Annotated in this window: 25 protein-coding genes; 18 read left to right on the top strand and 7 right to left on the bottom strand. The window is 58.2% G+C overall.

What is annotated here, in order from left to right:
• Positions 1–4: 4 nt before the first annotated feature.
• A complete protein-coding gene (locus AC4GMC_RS07145) occupies positions 5–1,129 on the bottom strand; it encodes an acetoin utilization protein AcuC (protein WP_487876735.1) in 1,125 nt (374 codons plus the stop codon).
• Positions 1,126–1,644 carry a glutathione peroxidase gene (locus tag AC4GMC_RS07140; protein ID WP_487876736.1) on the bottom strand — a complete coding sequence of 173 codons (519 nt, stop codon included), beginning with the start codon at positions 1,642–1,644 and terminating at the stop codon, positions 1,126–1,128. The genes AC4GMC_RS07145 and AC4GMC_RS07140 overlap by 4 nt, the downstream gene beginning before the upstream one ends.
• A 119-nt stretch (positions 1,645–1,763) precedes the next feature.
• On the opposite strand from AC4GMC_RS07140, the gene AC4GMC_RS07135 reads away from it, so the two are divergent.
• From AC4GMC_RS07135 to modC, 6 genes are all read left to right on the top strand, one after another.
• The gene (locus tag AC4GMC_RS07135) at positions 1,764–2,231 is read left to right on the top strand and encodes an NUDIX hydrolase (protein WP_487876737.1); all 468 of its coding nucleotides are present in this window, start codon (positions 1,764–1,766) and stop codon (positions 2,229–2,231) included.
• Positions 2,232–2,308: 77 nt separating this feature from the next.
• Positions 2,309–2,728, top strand: a complete 420-nt coding sequence (locus AC4GMC_RS07130; RefSeq protein WP_487876738.1) for a DUF1178 family protein — start codon at positions 2,309–2,311, stop codon at positions 2,726–2,728.
• Complete coding sequence (locus AC4GMC_RS07125) at positions 2,728–3,381, top strand: SDR family NAD(P)-dependent oxidoreductase (protein WP_487876739.1); 654 nt, start codon at positions 2,728–2,730, stop codon at positions 3,379–3,381. Before AC4GMC_RS07130 ends, AC4GMC_RS07125 begins: the two co-directional genes overlap by 1 nt.
• Before the next feature lie 55 nt (positions 3,382–3,436).
• The gene (gene modA / locus AC4GMC_RS07120) at positions 3,437–4,171 is read left to right on the top strand and encodes a molybdate ABC transporter substrate-binding protein (protein WP_487876740.1); all 735 of its coding nucleotides are present in this window, start codon (positions 3,437–3,439) and stop codon (positions 4,169–4,171) included.
• Positions 4,168–4,866 (top strand): molybdate ABC transporter permease subunit, encoded by a 699-nt coding sequence (gene modB / locus AC4GMC_RS07115; RefSeq protein ID WP_487876741.1) that lies wholly within the window; start codon positions 4,168–4,170, stop codon positions 4,864–4,866. Before modA ends, modB begins: the two co-directional genes overlap by 4 nt.
• The gene (gene modC / locus AC4GMC_RS07110) at positions 4,866–5,936 is read left to right on the top strand and encodes a molybdenum ABC transporter ATP-binding protein (RefSeq protein ID WP_487876742.1); all 1,071 of its coding nucleotides are present in this window, start codon (positions 4,866–4,868) and stop codon (positions 5,934–5,936) included. The genes modB and modC overlap by 1 nt, the downstream gene beginning before the upstream one ends.
• Here modC and AC4GMC_RS07105 read toward each other — a convergent pair.
• On the bottom strand, positions 5,933–6,583 hold the full coding sequence (locus AC4GMC_RS07105) for an NUDIX hydrolase (RefSeq protein ID WP_487876743.1): 651 nt from the start codon (positions 6,581–6,583) through the stop codon (positions 5,933–5,935). The two genes, modC and AC4GMC_RS07105, sit on opposite strands and share 4 nt — an antisense overlap.
• Positions 6,584–6,591: 8 nt before the next feature.
• Positions 6,592–7,008 carry a DUF983 domain-containing protein gene (locus AC4GMC_RS07100; protein WP_487876744.1) on the bottom strand — a complete coding sequence of 139 codons (417 nt, stop codon included), beginning with the start codon at positions 7,006–7,008 and terminating at the stop codon, positions 6,592–6,594.
• A 171-nt stretch (positions 7,009–7,179) separates the two neighbouring features.
• Here AC4GMC_RS07100 and AC4GMC_RS07095 point away from each other — a divergent pair, with 171 nt between their 5' ends.
• Genes AC4GMC_RS07095 through AC4GMC_RS07080 form a run of 4 tightly spaced genes read left to right on the top strand, consistent with a single transcriptional unit; the run spans position 7,180 to position 9,202 of the window.
• Positions 7,180–7,683, top strand: coding sequence for an EF-hand domain-containing protein (locus AC4GMC_RS07095; RefSeq protein ID WP_487877168.1), 504 nt, complete (start codon positions 7,180–7,182; stop codon positions 7,681–7,683).
• Between the two features lie 57 nt (positions 7,684–7,740).
• Entirely contained in the window at positions 7,741–8,343 is a 603-nt protein-coding gene (locus AC4GMC_RS07090) for a sigma-70 family RNA polymerase sigma factor (protein ID WP_487877167.1), read from the top strand.
• On the top strand, positions 8,336–8,716 hold the full coding sequence (locus AC4GMC_RS07085; protein ID WP_487877166.1) for a hypothetical protein: 381 nt from the start codon (positions 8,336–8,338) through the stop codon (positions 8,714–8,716). Before AC4GMC_RS07090 ends, AC4GMC_RS07085 begins: the two co-directional genes overlap by 8 nt.
• A 3-nt stretch (positions 8,717–8,719) precedes the next feature.
• Entirely contained in the window at positions 8,720–9,202 is a 483-nt protein-coding gene (locus AC4GMC_RS07080; RefSeq protein WP_487877165.1) for a periplasmic heavy metal sensor, read from the top strand.
• A gap of 9 nt (positions 9,203–9,211) precedes the next feature.
• Here the strand turns inward: AC4GMC_RS07080 and AC4GMC_RS07075 are convergent, their stop codons facing one another.
• Entirely contained in the window at positions 9,212–10,576 is a 1,365-nt protein-coding gene (locus AC4GMC_RS07075; RefSeq protein ID WP_487877164.1) for a diguanylate cyclase, read from the bottom strand.
• 83 nt (positions 10,577–10,659) lie between these two features.
• Between AC4GMC_RS07075 and AC4GMC_RS07070 the strand changes: the two genes are divergently transcribed.
• From AC4GMC_RS07070 to AC4GMC_RS07040, 7 genes are all read left to right on the top strand, one after another.
• Positions 10,660–10,938 carry a DUF3572 domain-containing protein gene (locus AC4GMC_RS07070; RefSeq protein WP_487877163.1) on the top strand — a complete coding sequence of 93 codons (279 nt, stop codon included), beginning with the start codon at positions 10,660–10,662 and terminating at the stop codon, positions 10,936–10,938.
• Positions 10,929–11,678 (top strand): HAD family hydrolase, encoded by a 750-nt coding sequence (locus tag AC4GMC_RS07065; protein ID WP_487877162.1) that lies wholly within the window; start codon positions 10,929–10,931, stop codon positions 11,676–11,678. Before AC4GMC_RS07070 ends, AC4GMC_RS07065 begins: the two co-directional genes overlap by 10 nt.
• A gap of 58 nt (positions 11,679–11,736) precedes the next feature.
• On the top strand, positions 11,737–13,305 hold the full coding sequence (locus tag AC4GMC_RS07060; RefSeq protein ID WP_487877161.1) for a trimethylamine methyltransferase family protein: 1,569 nt from the start codon (positions 11,737–11,739) through the stop codon (positions 13,303–13,305).
• Between the two features lie 131 nt (positions 13,306–13,436).
• Positions 13,437–14,063, top strand: a complete 627-nt coding sequence (locus AC4GMC_RS07055; protein WP_487877160.1) for a heme NO-binding domain-containing protein — start codon at positions 13,437–13,439, stop codon at positions 14,061–14,063.
• The gene (locus tag AC4GMC_RS07050; RefSeq protein ID WP_487877159.1) at positions 14,060–15,070 is read left to right on the top strand and encodes a diguanylate cyclase domain-containing protein; all 1,011 of its coding nucleotides are present in this window, start codon (positions 14,060–14,062) and stop codon (positions 15,068–15,070) included. Before AC4GMC_RS07055 ends, AC4GMC_RS07050 begins: the two co-directional genes overlap by 4 nt.
• A 198-nt stretch (positions 15,071–15,268) precedes the next feature.
• The gene (locus AC4GMC_RS07045; protein ID WP_487877170.1) at positions 15,269–16,516 is read left to right on the top strand and encodes a lipoprotein-releasing ABC transporter permease subunit; all 1,248 of its coding nucleotides are present in this window, start codon (positions 15,269–15,271) and stop codon (positions 16,514–16,516) included.
• On the top strand, positions 16,509–17,198 hold the full coding sequence (locus AC4GMC_RS07040; protein WP_487877158.1) for an ABC transporter ATP-binding protein: 690 nt from the start codon (positions 16,509–16,511) through the stop codon (positions 17,196–17,198). Before AC4GMC_RS07045 ends, AC4GMC_RS07040 begins: the two co-directional genes overlap by 8 nt.
• Here AC4GMC_RS07040 and AC4GMC_RS07035 read toward each other — a convergent pair.
• Together AC4GMC_RS07035 and AC4GMC_RS07030 are read right to left on the bottom strand one after the other, a co-directional pair.
• Positions 17,187–18,116: an alpha/beta fold hydrolase gene (locus AC4GMC_RS07035; protein WP_487877157.1), complete on the bottom strand. Its 930-nt coding sequence runs from the start codon at positions 18,114–18,116 to the stop codon at positions 17,187–17,189. The genes AC4GMC_RS07040 and AC4GMC_RS07035 overlap by 12 nt on opposite strands.
• 16 nt (positions 18,117–18,132) lie before the next feature.
• Positions 18,133–18,417, bottom strand: coding sequence for an SCP2 sterol-binding domain-containing protein (locus AC4GMC_RS07030; RefSeq protein ID WP_487877169.1), 285 nt, complete (start codon positions 18,415–18,417; stop codon positions 18,133–18,135).
• 89 nt (positions 18,418–18,506) lie between these two features.
• Between AC4GMC_RS07030 and AC4GMC_RS07025 the strand changes: the two genes are divergently transcribed.
• Positions 18,507–19,076, top strand: coding sequence for a tetratricopeptide repeat protein (locus tag AC4GMC_RS07025; protein ID WP_488054897.1), 570 nt, complete (start codon positions 18,507–18,509; stop codon positions 19,074–19,076).
• Positions 19,077–19,120: the final 44 nt, after the last annotated feature.

The following is a 19,120-nucleotide window of genomic DNA, read 5'->3' as shown; positions in this document are numbered from 1 at the left end:
ATATTTAAGAACCAAAGAAACGGGGGCGAGCCGCCAGGTGGGCCACCCGGTCTTGGGTTTCTGGGCGGATTGGGCCGGGGCGGGGCGCGTCGCGCAGCGTGGTGAACCAATGCTCGGGCGGGGATTTGCCGCGCGAGTGGTTGTCCCACTTGAGGGCGCGCAGGACGTCTTCGGCGGCTGAGGGCAAGCGGTCGGGGATGTCGTGGCCGTTGAGTGTGGCCCAGACACCGGTCCAGAGTCGTCCGACGGACCACGGGTTGTAGCCGCCGCCACCGAGGACCAGCACGCGGGGGGCGGCCTTCTTTAGCGCGTTAATGATGGACCAATGGGCATTGTTGGAGAGTGCTAGGCGGGAGAGGGGGTCTTCTTCTACTGCATCTGCGCCGCATTGCAGGACGAGGGCGTCTGGGGCCATTTGATCGATCAGTGGAAGGATCAAGTGGTCGAGGATATAGGCCATTTCGGTGTCGTTAAGATTTCGGCCAACGGGGAGGTTGTAGGTTTGGCCGATGCCTGCATCTTCAAGCCTGCCGGTGAATGGCCAGCGTTTTTCTTCGTGGGTTGAGATCAGGAGTGTGTCTGGGTCGTCGGCAAAAGCATGTTCGACGCCATCCATGTGGTGGGCATCGATATCGAGGTAGGCGATGCGTTGGGCGCCATTGCGGCGGAGCGACAAGATCGCAAGGACCGGATCGTTAAGGTAGCAAAACCCGTTTGCACGATCGGGCATGCCGTGATGTGTGCCGCCGCCGGGATGGTAGATTGTGCCGCCGTCCCTGAGCAGCTCACCCGCCAATAGTGAAGCGCCGGCCGCAGTGGCGGGGCGGCGCCAAACCTCGGGGTAGACAGGGTTGGCGTGAGTGCCAAGCCCGTGGCGTGCTTTCATCTCATCGGTGGCGATGCCTGTGGTTTCGGCCTGTTGGAGGGCGGCTAGGTATTCGGGGGTGTGCCAGATTTCCAGTGCCTTTGCCTTGGCGCGGGGGGAGGTCAGATACACCTCCCGCGGGAGCCAGCCCATTGCGCGGCTGAGGTCCATGGCGGTGGAAACGCGGGGGATGCGCAAAGGATGCCAGCCGCCGTAGCTAGAGCCGCGATATATTTCGGAGCCGAGAAAACGTGGTGGTATCACTGAGGCATCAGGGCCTTGATTTCACGTAGCAATTGTTGGCTGTCAGGGCGCACGCGTGAGGGATGAAAGCTGATGAGTTCACCATCTGGCCCGATAAGGGCTTTGTTGAAATTCCATTTTGGAACAGCGCCTTGATCGGCTAGCCAGCGATAGAAGGGGTGCGCCTTTGGACCGCGAATGCGGGTGATGTCTGTCATTGGCAGGGTCAGGCCATATTGGACCTCACAGAACTCCTGGACTTGGCTGGCTGTCGCCAGTTCTTGGTTGAAGTCGTTGGAGGGGACCGCGAGCACGACCAAACCCTTGGGCCCTAGGTCTTCGTGTAGAGTTTGGAGAGCCTCAAGTTGGGGGGTGAAGCCGCAACGCGACGCTGTGTTGACGACCAAGATGGGCTGCCCGCGAAAGGTGTCCAGATCGATAGTGTCGCCTTCGATCCCGGTAAAGGTAAAGGCGGTGGCAGGGCCACATAAAGCTGCGCTTAGCGCGGCAAAGATGAGATAACGCAAACGACCCATGAAGTGCTCCTCCGTTGGTCTTGAGGTAGAAAGGCTTGGCGTTGTGTCAAGCCAAGCGGGGCACTACATATCGGTGCAGGTTTGATCCTTCCCCAAGTTATGCTATGTGCCCAATCACAATGACAGATGGCAAACACATTGTTTTGAAACCCGTCGATATGTCGGGCCTAAAGAAGCGCGAATTGCGGACGCAATTTGGGGCGCTGTGTTGGCGTGAGCATATGGGCAAGCTGGAGGTGTTGATGATCACCTCGCGCACCTCAAAACGGTGGATTATACCCAAGGGCTGGCCCATGAACGGCGCGACCGCTGCGGAGGCTGCGGCCACTGAGGCCTGGGAAGAGGCGGGCGTTGTTGGCAAAACGTCAGACCAATGCGCGGGCATTTATACCTATCACAAGGACCTCGGCGGCAAGTCGGTGCCTGTGGTTGTGGCTGTATTCCCCGTGCGGGTCAAAAAGCTCAAGAAAACCTATCCCGAAGCGGGCCTGCGAAAACTGCGTTGGATGAAGCCCTCCAAGGCCGCAGGACTGGTTGCGGAGCCGGAATTACGTGGTATTCTCAAGGCCTTCCGCCCGCCGGCGTGATTGCCGCGCCGCGCCTGTTTATGTAATTCAGTGCCAGTTCATGAGTTATCAACGTCTGATGTGCACAATGGGGTTCTATGATCCGATACGCTTTGAAATGTGCCGATGGCCATGGGTTCGATAGCTGGTTTCAGTCGGCTGGGGCCTACGACAGCCTGTCTGAAAAGGGCATGGTGTCGTGCGCGATTTGTGGCAGTGCCGATGTAACCAAAGCGATCATGGCGCCGCGTGTCACGGTCAAGGAAGAGCAGTCCGTATCGTTGTCCGCGCCTTCTTCGCCGGCTGAGCAGGCATTGCGCGCGATGCGGGCAGAGCTTGAGAAAAACGCCGACTATGTAGGTGAGACGTTCGCCACAGAGGCACGGGCAATCCATGTGGGTGACGCACCTGAGCGGCCGATTTGGGGGCAAGCCAATTTGAAAGAAGCCAAGGCTTTGGTCGAGGAAGGCGTGCCTATCGCACCCATTCCGTTTGGCCCCCCGCGAAAGACCAATTGATGCGTACTTTGATCACCGGAGCCAATCGGGGCGTGGGCGCCGCCTTGCGTGAAGCGGGGATTGCGGCAGGTCATGATGTGCTCGCAACGGCGAGAGTGCCCGCCGGGCAGGGCGATAACTGCTTAACGCTCGATCAAGCCAAACCGCAATCTGTGCGCGATCTAGCGGCCGGTCTGGCGGGGCGGCCGTTGGATTTGCTAGTGCTGAACGCGGGTGTCTATCTGGATAAGGGGCAATCGATTGATAATGGTTTTGCGCCAGAGCTTTGGGCTGAGACGTTTGCGGTGAACGTAACGGGGACGTTTCTTGTGGCGCAGGCGCTTTTGCCAAATATCCGCGCGGCGGGTGGCAAAATCGCGATCATTTCTTCGCAGATGGGGTCGAGTGAACGGGCGTCGGGCGGGGGGTATATTTACCGCGCCAGCAAAGCCGCCGAGATCAGTTTGGGCCGGAACCTTGCAGTTGATTTGGGCCCAGAGGGGATTGCCGTCGGGATCTATCATCCCGGCTGGGTGCGCACCGACATGGGCGACAGCACGGCCGATATTGGTGCGCAAACGGCGGCCTTAGGCCTATGGAAGCGCTTTGAGGATTTGTCGATGGAAACAACCGGCACGTTCGAATTCTATGATGGCGCGCCCATTCCATTTTGATCCGCGTGCTTTTTGGCACCTTGCGGGTCGCTGGCGGGTTGGGCAAGGTCATGCCATGCGTTGGTTTCTCCTTATTCTCTCTTTGCTTTGGGCAGGTGCGGCATCGGCTGAGCCGGTGCGTGTCTTTGCGGCGGCAAGCCTGAAAACCGCGCTGGATGCGGCGGCCGCAGAATGGACCGGAGGCGAGGTTGTGCTCTCCTACGCGGGCTCTGGCACGGTTGCGCGGCAGGTGGCAGCGGGTGCGCCGGCGGACATTGTGGTGCTCGCGCATGCGGATTGGATGGAATGGTTGGATGTGCAAGGCGTTCTCGGGGCGGCGCCTGTGATCATCGCAAGTAATACGTTGGTTGTGATTGGGCGTGTTGGAGCTGACGATCTGGATTTGACGCCTCAGGCATTTGCTGCTCGCTTGGGCGGTGATGGCCGCCTTGCGATGGGCGATTTGCGTGCCGTACCCGCCGGCATCTATGGGCAAGAGGCGCTGGTGGCCTTAGGCCTTTGGGATGGTGTCACCATGCGGATCGCGCAGGCGGATAATGTACGCAACGCCATGGCGTTTGTGGCACGAGGTGAGGCGCCTTTGGGTATTGTTTATGCCTCGGATGCGGTGGCAGAGCCTCGGGTGGCAATCGTGGCGGACCTTCCTAGTGATGCGCATACACCCATTGTTTATCCGGCGGCGACTACGACATCTGCGGGTCCAATGGCGAAAGAATTTATGCACTTTTTACAATCACCTATGGGACGAAACCTGTTTCGAGAAGCAGGCTTGCGGGATCCATCGGAATGATCAACCTTCCCCCAGAAGGTTGGGATGCCCTTTGGCTGTCGCTTCGGGTTGCGGGCCTTTCGACGCTTTTGTCGTTGCCTGTGGCACTAGGGGTCGCGGTCTTGTTGGCGCGGGGGCGGTTCTTGGGGCGCGGCATCTTGAATGGATTGGTCCATTTGCCCTTGGTGCTGCCACCCGTTGTGACGGGGTATCTATTGCTGATCGCATTTGGGCGTACGGCACCGATCGGCGTGTTTCTTGAAGATACGTTCGGATTGGTACTCGCGTTCCGTTGGACGGGCGCGGTTTTGGCGGCCGCAGTGATGAGCTTTCCTCTGACAGTGCGGGCGATCTGGCTGGCGCTTGAGGCGGTGGAGCCGGGCCTAGAGGAAGCCGCTGCGACGTTGGGTGCAGGCCCGGTTCGTGTGTTTGCGACAGTGACCTTACCGTTGATCGCGCCGGGGATTTTGGCTGGTGCGGTGATCGGATTTGCCAAGGCGATGGGTGAGTTTGGTGCAACCATCACCTTTGTCTCAAATATCCCTGGCGAAACGCAAACAGTGCCCTCCGCCATTTACAGCTTTTTGCAAATCCCTGGGGGTGAGGCCACGGTTTGGGGGCTGGTCGCTTTGGCCGTCGGTGTTGCGTTGGGCGCACTTTTGCTGGCAGAAATGCTGTCGCGCCGCGTGGCGGCACGTATTGCGGGGCGGGCCTGATGCTCAGGATTGAACTCACGCATCAGTTTGCCGATTTCGCCCTAGACGTCGAAATCACGGCGGGCGACGGGATCACCATGTTGTTTGGGCCTTCGGGGGCCGGCAAGTCGACGATCGCGAAGTCTGTGGGTGGGTTGTTGCGGACCGATCAGGCCTATGTGCAGTTGGGTGATCGGGTGTTGGCGGACACTTCTAGGCGGGTCTGGCTAAAGCCATACGCGCGCAGGATTGGCTATGTCTTTCAGGAGCCGCGTTTGTTTCCGCATTTGTCCGTGCAGGGCAATCTTCTGTATGGCGCTGGACGGGATGCTGATCTGAGGCGGATTGCTGATTTGCTTGATATCACCCCGCTTTTGGCGCGGCGGCCTGCTGGTTTGTCGGGGGGCGAAGCTGCGCGTGTGGCGCTCGGCCGCGCCCTTCTGAGCACGCCATCGATGCTCATACTCGATGAGCCTCTGGCCGCGTTGGATGCCCGGCGCAAGGCTGACATTCTGCCTTATCTCGAACGCCTGCGTGATCATGCGAATGTGCCGATGCTGTATATTACCCATGCGTTGGATGAGGTTGCGCGTCTGGGCTCAACGCTTGTGTTGCTGCGGGACGGAAAGGTTGCGCGCTCTGGCTCAGTTAAAGATGTGCTGAGCGACCCAGATGCCGTGCCTGTTTTGGGTCCGCGCATGGCGGGCGCGATGCTTGAAGGGCAAGTCGTTCGCCATGTCGATGGTCTGACCCAGTTGGCGGTATCGGGTGGCCTTGTGTGGGTGCCGGGAACTGCCGGGGCGGTAGGCACAAAGATGCGTTTGCGCGTCATGGCGCAAGACGTGATCGTGGGCACGCACAAACCCCACGGGCTGTCTGCGTTGAATATCCTTCCTGCAAAGGTGGTAAGCCTGTATCGCGGCGATGGTCCGGGTGCCTTGGTCGTGCTGCAAAGCGGGGCGGACAGGTTGCTGGCGCGGATTACACAACGGTCGTTGGATGAAATGGGTCTAGCGCCCGGCGATGCGGTTTATGGTATCCTCAAAACCGTTTCGGTCGGGCCCACTGACGTCTTTGCGGGTATGGATTAGGCTGTCGTTAGCCCAAGATAGCGGAATACGGATGTCGCGCCGGAATTGTCGAAAAATGGCACGTTTCGAGGGGCGGGGGCCCTGACGCGGGCGGCGATTTCGGCCAAAACGACCTCAGTGATAAAAGGGACATCTAGGGCGCGCGCCTCCGCCAGGGAGACCCAATGCAAGTGGCTTAACTCGTCTTCAGCCTTGGAGAAATCATCGAGATCTCCGCTCAGGTCATCTGCGTTTACCATGAAGAACCGTGCATCAAACCGGCGGGGGCGCCCGGGGGGCGTGATGGCGCGAAATACGAATTTTAGGGCAGATGCGTGGGGGGCTTCGTTCGTCAGCCCGGCCCAATCCCCGGCGCAGGGGGCTGTGAGGCGCTGGCCAGTTTCCTCAAGTAATTCGCGCACCGCAGCCGTCGCAAGTGCATTGGGCGCTATCGTGCTGGCATCGCGCAGCGCGGCTTGGTCCGTTTCGGGTAGGGGGGTGGCCAGCGTCACGGCTGCATCCTGTGCATCAACAGCCCCCCCCGGAAAGACGTATTTCGAGGGCATAAAGGCCGCCTTTGCCCCGCGCTGGCCCATCAAGACGCGCGGGGTTGAAGCGTGATCTCGGACCACGATGATCGTTGCAGCGTCACGAATAGGGGTGTTCATCGGCGGCCTCAGGTTTGTGCGCGGCCAAACCCATGCATACGGTTGGCCCATTGAATAGCTACAATGACGCCTTTGATCCGGGGCAGCAAGTAGAGGCACATTGAAACGCCGCCAACGCAAAACAGAGAAACAAATACAAGAGGTTCTGGGCGGAAAGCCTCGAAATACCACAGCATAAGGGGGCCGATGATATGGGCCACAATTAGGATCGTTAGGTAGGGTGGGCCGTCATCTGCCCGGTGGTGGTGTAACTCTTCAGAGCAAGCCGTGCAGGTGCCGCGCACCTTAAGATATCCTTCCATCAGATCGCCTGCGCCGCATTGCGGGCAGCGTCTGCGCCAGCCACGTAAGATGGACCGTTTAACGGGTCGCAAGGGGGCATCAAGTTCGGGGGCCAAGGTGGTCCCCAGTTCGGTATTTGTCATGTCGAATTCCTATTCACGCAAACGACGTCTAGCTCAAACAAACCCTGGTCAATACGCGACACCTGCGCCGTGCGGCGGGGTGTCGCAAAAAAGTTGAAAAGAGTGCGACGGAATTTGAGGTCTGATGCGTGGAAGGGGCATCAACATGATTAAAACCCCGAAGGACATACCATGCAAAATACGAAGAAATTCTCGAAATACTTGGGCTACGGCGCATTGGCTTTGGCTGGAGGTCTGATGCTGACATCGGCCGTAGCGACGGATGCGCAAGCGCGTGGGCCGCATGGCGGCATGCTGGAGCGGCCCAGTTTCGCTGAGTTAGATACGGACGGCAGCGGTGAGATTTCCCCAGAAGAGATGGCAGCCCGGGGTGCAGCACGGTTCGCCACCATAGACGCGGATGGTGATGATAAGCTGACAGCAGCAGAGATTATGGCGGCCAACAATGCCCGGGCGGCGGACCGAGCGGAGCGGATGATTGAGCGGCTTGATACCGATGGCGATGGCGCGGTGAGTGAAAGTGAGCTTCAAGCTGGTCGCGACGCCCGGGCCGAGGAGCGGCATGCCAAGCGGTTTGCGCGGATTGATCGTGATGGTTCTGGCGGGCTCTCGCCCGCTGAGTTCGACTCCATGCTGGAGCGTCATGGCAAACATGGGTCGCGCGCTGATAATTGAGCTGATCGTTAGGCAAAGGGGCGCGTTGGCTGGTTTTGGTCAGTGCGCCTCGCTAGGATGTCCCGACACCATTCTTCAGGAGCGGCCGTGCCCGACCCAGAGGTTTTCAGCGATGATGCGCTGTTGCTGCGGTTTGCCCGTGGTGATGGGCAAGCGGCTGCGTTGTTGACCCAACGTCTGGCCCCAAGGTGCGTGGCATTTGCGACCCGTATGTTGAATGGCGACCGTGCGGAGGCAGAGGACGTGACGCAAGAAGCAATGCTGAGGCTTTGGCGACACGCGCCGAAGTGGGACGCAAATGGGAGCGCAAGGCCGGGCACGTGGCTGTTGAAGGTTGCTGGCAACTTGTGCATCGATCGGTTGCGGCGAGCGCGGGCGCTTAACATCGACGCTGTTGCCGCCCCCGCTGATCCTGCACCCGGTGCTTTGGCGAAATTGGAGGCTTCCGAACGGCTCGTGGCGTTGGATGCGGCCCTTGCCAAACTGCCCGATCGACAGCGCCAGGCGGTCGTGTTGCGACACATAGAGGGCTGGTCCAATCCCGAGATTGCGACCGTGATGGAGATATCCGTTGAGGCCGCCGAGAGTTTGATAGGACGCGGAAAGCGCGCCTTGACGCAGGCGTTGGTCCCACGAAGGGAGGAGTTGAGTGATGGCTAGAGACCCTATGGAACTGCTAGGCGCAGAAGATAAGGACAATATCCTTGGAGGTGTTTTCGAAGCCGCTCAAAAGGATGTTAAGCCGATTTCTGCGGATTTAGAGGCACGCATTTTGATGCAGGCCGCTCAGGTTCAAGCAGGTTTTGCACATGAGCGTCGGGCGAATGGCATTCTCATACGACTTCAGCGGATCTGGGCTGAGTTGGGGGGATGGCCTGTTGCGGCGGGGCTTGCGACAGCGACGGTGGCTGGGCTTGGGCTAGGGATTGCATCGCCACCGGCACTTGATGCGGTTTGGAGTGGGGTTGGCTTGACCTCTGCCTCATTGGATGGGGATTTCCCTGATTACGACGCCTTCTTTGAGGAGATATGAATAATGGAAACTGACGTATCCATCCCGCGCACCACGACTTGGATGAAGGTCGCGCTCGGTATTTCTCTCGGGCTTAACTTGTTGGTTTTAGGTACGACAATTGGGGCATTTGCCTTTGGGCCACATGGTGGGCCAAGGGGGGCAGATCGTGGGGTGGTGTCGACGCCATTGTTGCGCGCGTTGCCGGAGGCTGATCAGCGCGCATTGCGCGAGACCTTGAGGACTGAACACGCCCATCTGCGCCAAAGCCGAGGTGAGCTGCGTGCCGCGCGGGCTGCCATGGCTGTTGCGCTACGTCAGGAGCCATTTGATGCCGCTGGTTTCGCCTCGGCGCTTGAGGTGCAACGCCGCTTGGGCGGGGAACTGATGGATGCCGCGCATGCCGGGCTTTTGCATCATATGTCCTCAAAGCCGCTCGCGGAGCGTCAGGCATATGCGGATCGGCTAGAGGCGTTTTCCAAGCGCCGAGCCGGTCGCCGCGAATAGCTGAGTGCCCTAAGCTGAGACGACGACACTATTTCGTCCAGTGGCTTTGGCCGTATACAGCGCGCGGTCAACTGATTTGAGGATTTCATTGATGTCATGGTTGGCGCCCGACAGCATGGTCACGCCAAGGCTTAACGTCACGCTGACCTTGCCGCCGTGGCCGTTGGGAAGTTGCAGTGTCTCAATCCCGCTGCGCAACCGTTCCGCGATGATGCGCGCCTGCTCGACACTTGCCTCAGGCAAAATGGCCAAAAACTCTTCGCCGCCAATCCGGGTTACAAGGTCTTCTCCGCGAAGGCTGGCGCGGAGGGTTGAAGCGACCTCTTTAAGAATTTGATCGCCAACCAAGTGCCCGAAGGCATCGTTCACGGTTTTGAAGTGATCGACATCAATCATAATCGCGGCGGCATCTGTGCCGGTTTCTTTGCACTGGCGGGCGACACGCTCTAGGTGGCGCATTCCGTAGCGACGATTATAAAGCCCGGTTAGGCTGTCGGTGACAGCAAGGCGCAGCCCGTCATCGAGCGTGGCCCTCAGTCTGTCGGCACGTGTTTTACGCTCCAACTGGGTGCGGATACGCACGGCCAGTTCAGGCGCAAGAAACGGCTCATAACTGATGTCATTTGCCCCAAGATCTAGGGCTGTTGCGGCGCGCTCACTGTCACCGTGGGGCAGGACGATAATGATGCCGCTGTGGCGGGTTGTAGCGCGCGACCGTAGATCAGACATAAGGCGTAGGCCGCCGTTACGCTCCTGCTGGTCGACGGAAATGACGAAAACATCGGGCACGGTATCATCGGCAGTTAACCTTAATGCGTCGTCGCCGGTCCCGTAGATTATGTCCTTGAGTGCCCGATCCTCGAGCCGGTCTTTCCATGCTTTGCTCGCGGCAAGCGTATTGGCGACCAACATGACGCATGCGGCTTTCTTTGAGGAGATGCTGTCCTCGGGAAAGCCCAATTCCGCAAATGTTGCCTCACGCAAGTGAAGTTCACGCTCTTGATCGCGAGCGCGTAAAAGGCTGCGAACGCGGGCCAACAAAGCGACCTCGTCCACTGGGCGCGAAAGGAAATCATCAGCCCCTGCCTCTAGCCCCGCCATTCTAGAATCGTTGTCATCTAGCGCAGTTATAAGGATAATTTTGATGCCTGACGTGACCGGATCAGCCTTGAGTTTGGCGCAAACATCAAGCCCGGAGCGGCCGGGCATAAGGACATCCATCAAAATGAGGTCAGGCTGCATACGCCGAGCAAGAGCCAGTGCTTGGTTGCCATCCTCTGCCATGATTGTTTGATATTGCGCGGCGGACAGTTTTACCTTGAGCACGATCCGGTTGGTCGCAACGTCGTCAACAATGAGGATTTTGCCGGTCATCTTTTTGCCTTACGCCTTTACGCAGCTGTAACCAAACAGATACGTATAGAATGCTTAATAATTCCTTTCCTTAAGGGTGAAAAATGCAAACTGAGGCAGCAGAAACGATTGCGGCGCGGGCGCTGGGCTGGATTGCGGCGCAAGACGGGCTGCTTGAGATATTCCAAGGTGCCAGTGGGGCGGGGTTGGACGACATCAAAGCCCAAGCCACGTCACCTGAATTTTTGGCGGCAGTTCTTGATTTTTTGCTGATGGATGATGCTTGGGTGACGGGCTTTTGTGAGGCAGCTGCCCTGCCGTATGAGACGCTTTTGCGTGCGCGTGCCGCTTTGCCGGGGGGGGACCTGCCGCATTGGACCTGACACCTAATCTCGATTTGCGCGGATACGCCGTTCTGTTCGATAAAGACGGTACTTTATTTGATTTTACAGCGTCTTGGGCGAGCACTTCGGCTGAGATTTTGCGTCGCCTGGCGGACGGCGACACTGCGCGCCTGACGGCTATGGCTCAGGCGGGTGGCTTCGATCTGGAAACGCACACGTTCCGAGACGACTCGATCATCATCGCAGGCACCGCAGCCGAGCTATTCGATATGCTGGCCATCTCTGGAAACCTTCCGCTTGCGCAAGTGCGCCGTGTCACGGATGAGGCTGTATCAAGCGCCCAGATGGCGCCTGTCACTGGGCTGAGGCCTACGCTTGAGGTGCTGGTAAACGCTGGGGCTAAGTTGGGTGTCGTGACCAATGATTCCGAGGCCGCCGCGCTGTCGCATCTTGGGGCGACCGACATCCTTAACTATTTCGAAGCTGTTGTTGGTTACGACAGCGGCTATACGCCGAAACCTGACCCAGGTTCATGCTTGGGGGCAGCAAATCGGCTTGGTGTCGCGGCGGAGCAGTGCATCATGGTAGGCGACAGCACCCACGACCTAGAGGCAGGGGCCGCTGCGGGTATGACATGCCTTGCGGTGCTGACGGGTATCGCCCGGACACCGACATTGGCGCCCCTAGCACATGCAGTTCTGCCCTCTGTGGCCGAAATTCCTGACTGGCTAATTGATTGGCGCCCGTCCAAAGAAAACGACAGCAAACGTCGCCTTTGACACATAAAGCGGCGACCTTGACGCGTTAACACGGTGTTGCGCATCAAGGAGAGCCACAATGACGACCGATACCGTTTCAGAAGCCCCCAAACGCCGCCGGGCCGGAGGCCGCCGTGGGCACGCCGATCGTGCAGGCGGGGCGGTGATCGAACAGATGCCATTCCAGCAGCCAGTGAACCCCGATCCCTTTGTCGAGCCGCTCAATGTGGACGGTGTTCAGGCGATCCACAAGGGTGTTGTTCGGATCCTGAAAGAGATTGGCATCGGATTTCTAAACCCTGAGGCTTGCGAAATCCTCAAAGAAGCTGGCTGTAAGGTTGAGGGCCATACCGTCTTTATGGACGAAGATTTCCTAATGGAAATGATTGGCCGCGCCCCATCGCAGTGGACCGTGACGCCCCGGAACCCGGACAAAAAGATTGTCATTGGCGGCCGTCACATGGCGTTTGGTAACGTATCGTCGCCTCCTAACTCATGGGACCTGAAGCGCGGTAAACGTTCGGGCGACATGGCGACATACATCGACTTTATCAAGCTAACTCAGTATTTTAACTGCATTCACTTTGCGGGTGGCTACCCTGTTGAGCCGATTGATGTGCATGCCCGCGAACGTCACCTTGATTGCCTGTTCCACAAGCTTACGCTGACCGACAAGGTCCCGCATGCTTATTCACTTGGCCGTGAGCGTGTCGAAGACGTGATGGAGATGTGCCGGATTGCTGGTGGCCTGACGCGCGAAGAGTTCGACGCACAGCCGCACATGTACACGAACATTAATTCCGTCAGCCCGCTTAAGCACGATTTCCCGATGCTCGAAGGCGCGATGATCCACGCGCGGCGCAATCAAGGCGTCGTTGTGACGCCCTTCACGCTGGCCGGCGCTATGGCACCTGTGACAATGTCGGGGGCTGTCGCACTCAGCCTTGCTGAGGGGCTCGCGGCGATTGCGCTGTTGCAATACATTAATCCAGGCTGCCCGGTGGCCATCGGGACCTTCACCTCGAATGTTGATATGAAATCGGGCGCGCCCGCGTTTGGCACCCCGGAATATATGCGGGCGACACAAATGACCGGGCAGATGGGGCGGTTTTATGGGCTGCCGATCCGGTCGTCGGGCGTATGCGCGGCCAACGTCCCGGACGGACAAGCCATGTGGGAGACATCGAACAGCCTGTGGGCCGCAGTCCAGTCGGGGTCCAACATGGTCTACCACGCGGCCGGTTGGCTTGAGGGTGGCTTGATCGCCAGCCCCGAAAAGTTCGTGATGGATTGCGAAGTGCTTCAGCACATCCAGAGGTATTTTGACCCAGCACTTACCGCAACCACACCCGATGATATCGCGGTAGAGGCTATCGCGGAAGTCGGCCCCGATGGGCACTTCTTTGGTTGTCAGCACACGCAAGAGCGGTATCAAACGGCGTTTTATCAACCCTTTGCGAGCGATTGGCGCAACTACGAGGCTTGGGACATTGCCGGTGGTGTGTGGACCGCAGAGCGGGCGCATAAAATCTCACGCGATATTATCGATGGGTTTGAGGCACCGCCGATGGATGTGGCCATTCGGTCCGAGTTGGCGGATTTCGTCGCGCGGCGCAAAGCCGAGGGTGGCGTGCCGACAGACTTCTAGCAGTCGGAAGTTGAGAAAAGAGGCCGCTGCGTGTGATGCGCAGCGGCCTTTTTTGTGTCTTTGGATGCGAGGCTGAAAATTTGCGCCTTTGGCGCCGGGTCTTTGCGATTTGTTAAACTGGACGTGTTTGTATGCTGGCCAAGCTTGAGGACAAATACGTGCATGGCCTAATCAATAAATCGATGCAGGGTTTCGTGACAGCGAACCATGGCAATGGTGCGTGGGCCGAGATTGTGCACATGACGGATATTCCTGCGCAGGGCTTTGAAAGCATGCTCAGCTATCCAGATAGCATGACAGATGCGGTGCTAGATGCGGCATGTGCCTACGTTGGCTGCACGCGGCCGTCTTTGATGGAAGACATTGGTATGTTTCTTGTCACCCATCCCGATCTTGAAGCGGTGCGCCGGTTGATGCGGTTCGGGGGGCCTACCTTCGAGGACTTTATTCTTTCGCTGGATGAGGTGCATGACCGCGCCTGTTTGGCAGTGCCTGATCTGACCTTGCCCAAGATCAGTTTGAATGAGGCAGGCGCTGGGCAATATGTGATCACCACGCAATGGCAGGTGGCGGGTGCTATTTCGCTCGTGTCGGGTGTGTTGCGGGCGATGGCTGATGATTATGGTGCGCTTGTTGCTTTGGATGTCGGTCCCCGTTTGCAAAGCGACGGCGAAATATTGGAAACACTGTCGGTGTTTATAGCAGAGCCCGAATTCGCCGCTGGACGTAGTTTCATATTGGCGGAACGTTCGGCATGACAGGGGCCGTTTCACTTGGATTTGATGTGCTTGATACCCTGATGCCGATGCATATTTTGGTCGAAAAGTCAGGTGAGATTGTTCATGCGGGCCCAACGGCGGCACGGCTTCGACCGAGCCATGATTTGCTCGGGATGAAACTGCTCGATGTGTTTAATTGCCTGCGCCCAAGTTGTGATGGTGCCTTCGAAGACTTGCGGCGATTGAATGGTCAGCTGTTGAAGTTGCAGTTTCGTGCGGCCCCTCACACGCGGCTGCGGGGGCTGGTCCATCCACTTGATGGAGGACAGTTGCTGTTAAATCTGTCGCTCGGGTATTCTGTAGTGGAGGCGGTCTCGGACTACGCATTGACCAGCCGTGACTTTTCTCACTGTGATCCGACTGTCGAAATGCTGTTCTTGATTGAAGCAAAGTCAGCAGCCTTGAGCGAATCCAAAAAGCTTAACGCTCGTTTAGATGAGGCACGTGAGGCGGCTCAAATACAGGCCGAAACAGATGCGCTGACTGGGTTACACAACCGCCGCGCAATGGATCAGCGGCTATGTGATATGACCCAAAGCCGCCGTCGGACAGAGTTTGGGTTAATGCACTTGGACTTGGATTTCTTCAAACGCGTAAACGACACGCATGGGCACGCTGCCGGTGATCACGTGTTGCTAAAGGTGGCCTCGATCCTCCGCGAAGAGACGCGCTCTGATGACTTGGTTGCGCGTGTCGGCGGCGATGAATTCGTCCTGATATTTCCCGATTGTACCGATGTGACCCTGCTGGACACGATCGCGGCGCGTATCATCGCCCGGTTGGAGGAGCCTATACATTTTGGTTCTGAGCAGTGCCATATTTCTGCAAGTATCGGAACGACGGTTTCGTCGCTTTATTCGGACCCTGATCCCGACCGTATGCTCTCGGATGCGGACACCGCCCTTTATCAAAGCAAGAATCTAGGCCGTGCGCGGCATACTTTGTTTAAGGCTGTCTCTGCGACAGATGATGCGGTGGCGCACTGACGCAATAGTGACCCCGTTTTAACCAGTGGGTCATCATCGATCTTCCACTCAGGCTTGACCTCTTGGGCGCAGCAGCACAGGTTGCGCGCAACGCCCGAGCAGGATCCAGCGGTAATGCCCCCCAACTCTCAAGCCGATCACAGCCCCAACATATCCGTATCTTCCGGCAGGACCGCGCCCTTTGCGCGATTTGAATGGATGATCGCTTGGCGCTATTTGCGTGCGCGCAGGTCTGAGGGTGGGATCAGTGTCATGACGTTGATTTCATTGATCGGCATCGCGCTGGCGGTGTTTGCGCTCATCGCAACTCTCGCGGTTCGCGCGGGGTTCCGCTTTGAGTTTGTTGACACAATCGTCGGCGCGAACCCCCATGTTGAAGTGACATCAGTCGGGCAAGTCCTGCCAAACGGGCAGCTTACGCGGACCCTGACGGATTATGAGGCCATCGCAGCGCGGCTTGCGGCTGTTCCCGGCGTTACCCGTGCGACCCCTGTGATAAAGGGGCAAGTCATGGCCGCAGGAGCCGGACGTAATGCAGGGGTTGAGGTCATTGGCATCACTGCAAAGGACTTGGCCACTATCCCCCGCCTCGCGGAGCCCGAGTTGAGCCTTGGAGACCGGGATCGTTTTGACGAAGGTCTGGCGATCGGGTCTGGGGTGGCGCGGCAATTGGGCGTTGGCGTTGGCGACCGCATTCGGTTGATTTCCCCTAACGGCGTGCAAACCGCTTTTGGGACCAGCCCTCGGGTGAAAGCCTATGAAGTTGTTCATATTTTTCAGGTGGGGCGCTGGGATATTGACCGAGTGCGCGTCTACATGCCCTTTGCCGAAGCGCAGGCTTATTTTAACCGTTTGCAGGTTGCTGACGCCATCGAAGTTGCGGTGATAGAGCCAGAGGGCATTGATGATTTCACTCTGCCACTTCTGCGCGCGGGGGGCGAAGATCTACTGCTTTGGACGTGGAAAGACAGCTCGGGCGCATTCCTTCGCGCGCTTCAGATGGAGGATAACATTATGTTCGTGATCCTCTCTATCCTTGTCCTGATTGCTGCACTGAACATCACCAGTGGTTTAATTATGTTGGTGAAAAATAAGGGTCGCGACATAGGGATTTTGCGCACTGTTGGACTGTCCGAAGGCTCCATCCTGCGGATTTTCTTTGTTTGCGGAGCCAGTGTGGGTGTGGTGGGGACCATGATCGGTGTGGTTTTAGGGTGTTTGTTCGCTATCTACATCGACGCTGTGTTCAATCTGGTGAATGCTTTGGCCGGTGGCGGCGTTTGGGATCCGTCCATTCGCTACATCTCGGCTCTACCGGCGCGTCTTGAACTTGGGGATGTCCTTAGCGCGGTCGCTTTGTCGTTGACGCTCAGTTTTGGGGTGACCATCTTCCCGGCCCGTCGGGCGGCGCGGATGAATCCGGTGGAGGCATTGCGCTATGAATGATCCAATGCTGCGCTTGAGCGATATCCATAAGTCTTACAACGCGGGTCAAGCGGGCGAAATCAGAGTGCTTGATGGCGCGGACTTTACGGTAGATCGCGGCGAGATCGTCGCCTTGGTTGCACCGTCTGGTGCCGGCAAGTCGACCTTGCTTCACATCGCGGGTCTTCTGGACACGGCCGACAGTGGTACGGTCGAAATTGCGGGCCAACCGCTGCAACGTGCCTCTGATGCGGAGCGTACACGTACGCGTAGACGGTCGGTTGGGTTTGTGTATCAATTCCATCATTTGCTACCTGAATTCAGCGCGCGCGAAAACATCGTGCTACCGCAGCTGGCCAATGGGATGCCAAACGCGCAAGCTGTGGCGCGTGCCGACGCCCTTTTGGATAAGGTCGACCTAGCCAAACGCGCGGGCCATCGCCCCGCCGAAATGTCAGGCGGAGAGCAGCAGCGCGTCGCTTTTTGTCGCGCTTTGGCTAATAATCCGGGCTTGTTACTGGCGGACGAACCGACGGGGAACCTCGATCCCGGTACGTCCGCTACGGTTTTCGCGGCACTGATGGGGCTGGTTCGTGAAACCGGACTGTCCGCAGTTATTGCGACGCACAACCTCGAACTGGCTGCTCGGATGGACCGTCAGGTACGATTGGATGCTGGCAAGATTGTTGCTCTAAACGAATAGTTTTGCGCAGCCATCGAACAGTGCGCCGCGTACATTCGGGCCTTCCATCGCGACCTCATGTTCCGCGTTAGGAACGATATGCAAAGTGCTGCTTGGCCATGCGTTCATACGAATTTCGATCGCATCGGCTTCGACGATCCGCTCAGCGGTTCCTAGCCAACAGGCGCAGGGCAAGTCGGGGCCTGCCTCACGTGCCAGAGCGTGCATTTCGCGCAGCGCCGCGTTCAGCCACCCCAATGAAGGACCACCAACCAGCAATTCAGGATACGCCGCTGTTTGCGATTGCATCCAAGCAAACATGTCTTGGTCACGGGTCAGAGGGTTGTCTTCAAACGGCATTGATGTCGGCTCAGCCGCGGCGTCCGTGCCAGGGGCATAGCGTTGGGATAACCCAGTGTTCACCGCAATAGCCGAACCGATCCACGCAGCGACCCTTGTGCGGTATTTAAGTTCTAGCCCCCACATCGGCGCAGAAAAGGCGGCGGCCATTGCGGGCAGGCCACGCATTAAGGATCGCAATCCGATGCATCCCCCCATGGAATGGGCGAAAAGGTAGTAGGGCTCGGGGAGCCCGGCGTCGCGCGCAACAGCGATGGCTGTGTCAACGTCGCGCTGGTATTCGTCAAAGCTGTTGATATGGCCGAGTTTGCTATCGGGTGTTGCCCTGTCCGCAAGGCCCTGCCCACGCCAGTCGATGGCCAAACTGGCCAGCCCGCGCACCGCGAATTCGCGCGCAGCGTCCGAGTATTTTTCGATATATTCCGTGCGCCCCGGAAAGATTAGGACCGTGCCACGCGCGCCGGTGATGGGCCAAATCCCCACCCTGATCCTGACGTTGTCCGAAGTATGCGCCCACACTGCGCGGCCCCCTTTGGGACCGCGGCTGACATCGTTGTAGTAGGGCGCTGGTTCGAACATCTGCGCGCTTGGGTGATCAGCTAAGAGCCGCGCCCAGCTTCATGGCGGTTGCCATATCGCCGTCCACGGTCAGCTTGCCGCCCATGAACGCGGCGGTAGGGTTGATCTCCCCCGAAATAATGCCGCGGAACGTGTCTTCATCGGCTGTCAGGGTGCATTCTGCGTCGTCGTCACCTGCGCGCACGCCGTCGGCGTCCACCATGATGGCGCCTTCGTTCTCAATCACGAATTTGGCGGAACCGTCGAAGCTTTCGATCTTGCCTTCCAGAACGTCTACGGCTGAGTTCACGATGTCGCTCATGTCTATTCTCACTTTTTTGTCCAAATGACGCTTTTGCCTGCGCGCTTTTGCTCGCATTTCCGGCGGCGTGGTCTATCCTTACGAATAAGATGGAACACCCCGTACGAACTCTCAACCGCCTATTGGCAATTCTGTGTGCTGGTTACGTCACGTTTGTGGGCGTGGCACATGCGCAGGGGCATGAGGATGATGCACAAGAATTGCTCGAAATTTTGCGCGAAGCTCCTGTTGAAGAGGCCGCTCGTTTGACCGGCGAAATTTTGGAAAGATGGTCCCACTCGGGGTCTGCGGCGCTGGATTATCTGCTGTCTCGTGGGCGGGATGCACTAGACGCGGAGGACTACGAGGCTGCGATTGAACATCTGACCGCACTGACCGACCACGCACCGGAGTTTGCCGAAGGCTGGAACGCTCGGGGTACTGCGTTTTTTCTGACGGAACGGTTTGGTTTAGCCGCAGCAGATCTGGAACGTGCGCTTGCGCTAAACCCCAATCACTTCGGCGCGCTGTCGGGGCTTGGGGTCATTTACGAACGCATTGATCAGCCCAAAGCTGCTTTGCGCGCTTTTGAGGCAGCCCTCAAAATTCACCCACACATGGAAGACGTTCGAACCGCGGTGGAGCGTTTGCGCGCTCAGACCCAAGGTATCGCTCTTTAAGAAAGCCAAACAATGGATCGTGCTGGGGTGACGGCTGTTTTAGG

It is taken from the genome of Thalassobacter sp., from assembly GCF_982993085.1.
Note: the sequence above shows the minus strand (reverse complement) of the source record. Positions and strands in the feature narration are given on the sequence as shown.

Coding starts and splice junctions, on each gene's coding strand:
- modB (WP_487876741.1), top strand. CDS start 4,168: ATGATCAACCTTCCCCCAGAAGGTTGGGATGCCCTTTGGCTGTCGCTT.
- AC4GMC_RS07075 (WP_487877164.1), bottom strand. CDS start 10,576: ATGACCGGCAAAATCCTCATTGTTGACGACGTTGCGACCAACCGGATC.
- AC4GMC_RS07105 (WP_487876743.1), bottom strand. CDS start 6,583: ATGAACACCCCTATTCGTGACGCTGCAACGATCATCGTGGTCCGAGAT.
- AC4GMC_RS07070 (WP_487877163.1), top strand. CDS start 10,660: ATGCAAACTGAGGCAGCAGAAACGATTGCGGCGCGGGCGCTGGGCTGG.
- AC4GMC_RS07030 (WP_487877169.1), bottom strand. CDS start 18,417: ATGAGCGACATCGTGAACTCAGCCGTAGACGTTCTGGAAGGCAAGATC.
- modA (WP_487876740.1), top strand. CDS start 3,437: ATGCGTTGGTTTCTCCTTATTCTCTCTTTGCTTTGGGCAGGTGCGGCA.
- AC4GMC_RS07130 (WP_487876738.1), top strand. CDS start 2,309: ATGATCCGATACGCTTTGAAATGTGCCGATGGCCATGGGTTCGATAGC.
- AC4GMC_RS07090 (WP_487877167.1), top strand. CDS start 7,741: ATGTCCCGACACCATTCTTCAGGAGCGGCCGTGCCCGACCCAGAGGTT.
- AC4GMC_RS07140 (WP_487876736.1), bottom strand. CDS start 1,644: ATGGGTCGTTTGCGTTATCTCATCTTTGCCGCGCTAAGCGCAGCTTTA.
- AC4GMC_RS07035 (WP_487877157.1), bottom strand. CDS start 18,116: ATGTTCGAACCAGCGCCCTACTACAACGATGTCAGCCGCGGTCCCAAA.
- AC4GMC_RS07055 (WP_487877160.1), top strand. CDS start 13,437: ATGCTGGCCAAGCTTGAGGACAAATACGTGCATGGCCTAATCAATAAA.
- AC4GMC_RS07100 (WP_487876744.1), bottom strand. CDS start 7,008: ATGACAAATACCGAACTGGGGACCACCTTGGCCCCCGAACTTGATGCC.
- AC4GMC_RS07085 (WP_487877166.1), top strand. CDS start 8,336: ATGGCTAGAGACCCTATGGAACTGCTAGGCGCAGAAGATAAGGACAAT.
- AC4GMC_RS07135 (WP_487876737.1), top strand. CDS start 1,764: ATGACAGATGGCAAACACATTGTTTTGAAACCCGTCGATATGTCGGGC.
- AC4GMC_RS07045 (WP_487877170.1), top strand. CDS start 15,269: ATGATCGCTTGGCGCTATTTGCGTGCGCGCAGGTCTGAGGGTGGGATC.
- AC4GMC_RS07080 (WP_487877165.1), top strand. CDS start 8,720: ATGGAAACTGACGTATCCATCCCGCGCACCACGACTTGGATGAAGGTC.
- AC4GMC_RS07025 (WP_488054897.1), top strand. CDS start 18,507: ATGGAACACCCCGTACGAACTCTCAACCGCCTATTGGCAATTCTGTGT.
- AC4GMC_RS07040 (WP_487877158.1), top strand. CDS start 16,509: ATGAATGATCCAATGCTGCGCTTGAGCGATATCCATAAGTCTTACAAC.
- AC4GMC_RS07125 (WP_487876739.1), top strand. CDS start 2,728: ATGCGTACTTTGATCACCGGAGCCAATCGGGGCGTGGGCGCCGCCTTG.
- AC4GMC_RS07095 (WP_487877168.1), top strand. CDS start 7,180: ATGCAAAATACGAAGAAATTCTCGAAATACTTGGGCTACGGCGCATTG.
- AC4GMC_RS07050 (WP_487877159.1), top strand. CDS start 14,060: ATGACAGGGGCCGTTTCACTTGGATTTGATGTGCTTGATACCCTGATG.
- AC4GMC_RS07060 (WP_487877161.1), top strand. CDS start 11,737: ATGACGACCGATACCGTTTCAGAAGCCCCCAAACGCCGCCGGGCCGGA.
- modC (WP_487876742.1), top strand. CDS start 4,866: ATGCTCAGGATTGAACTCACGCATCAGTTTGCCGATTTCGCCCTAGAC.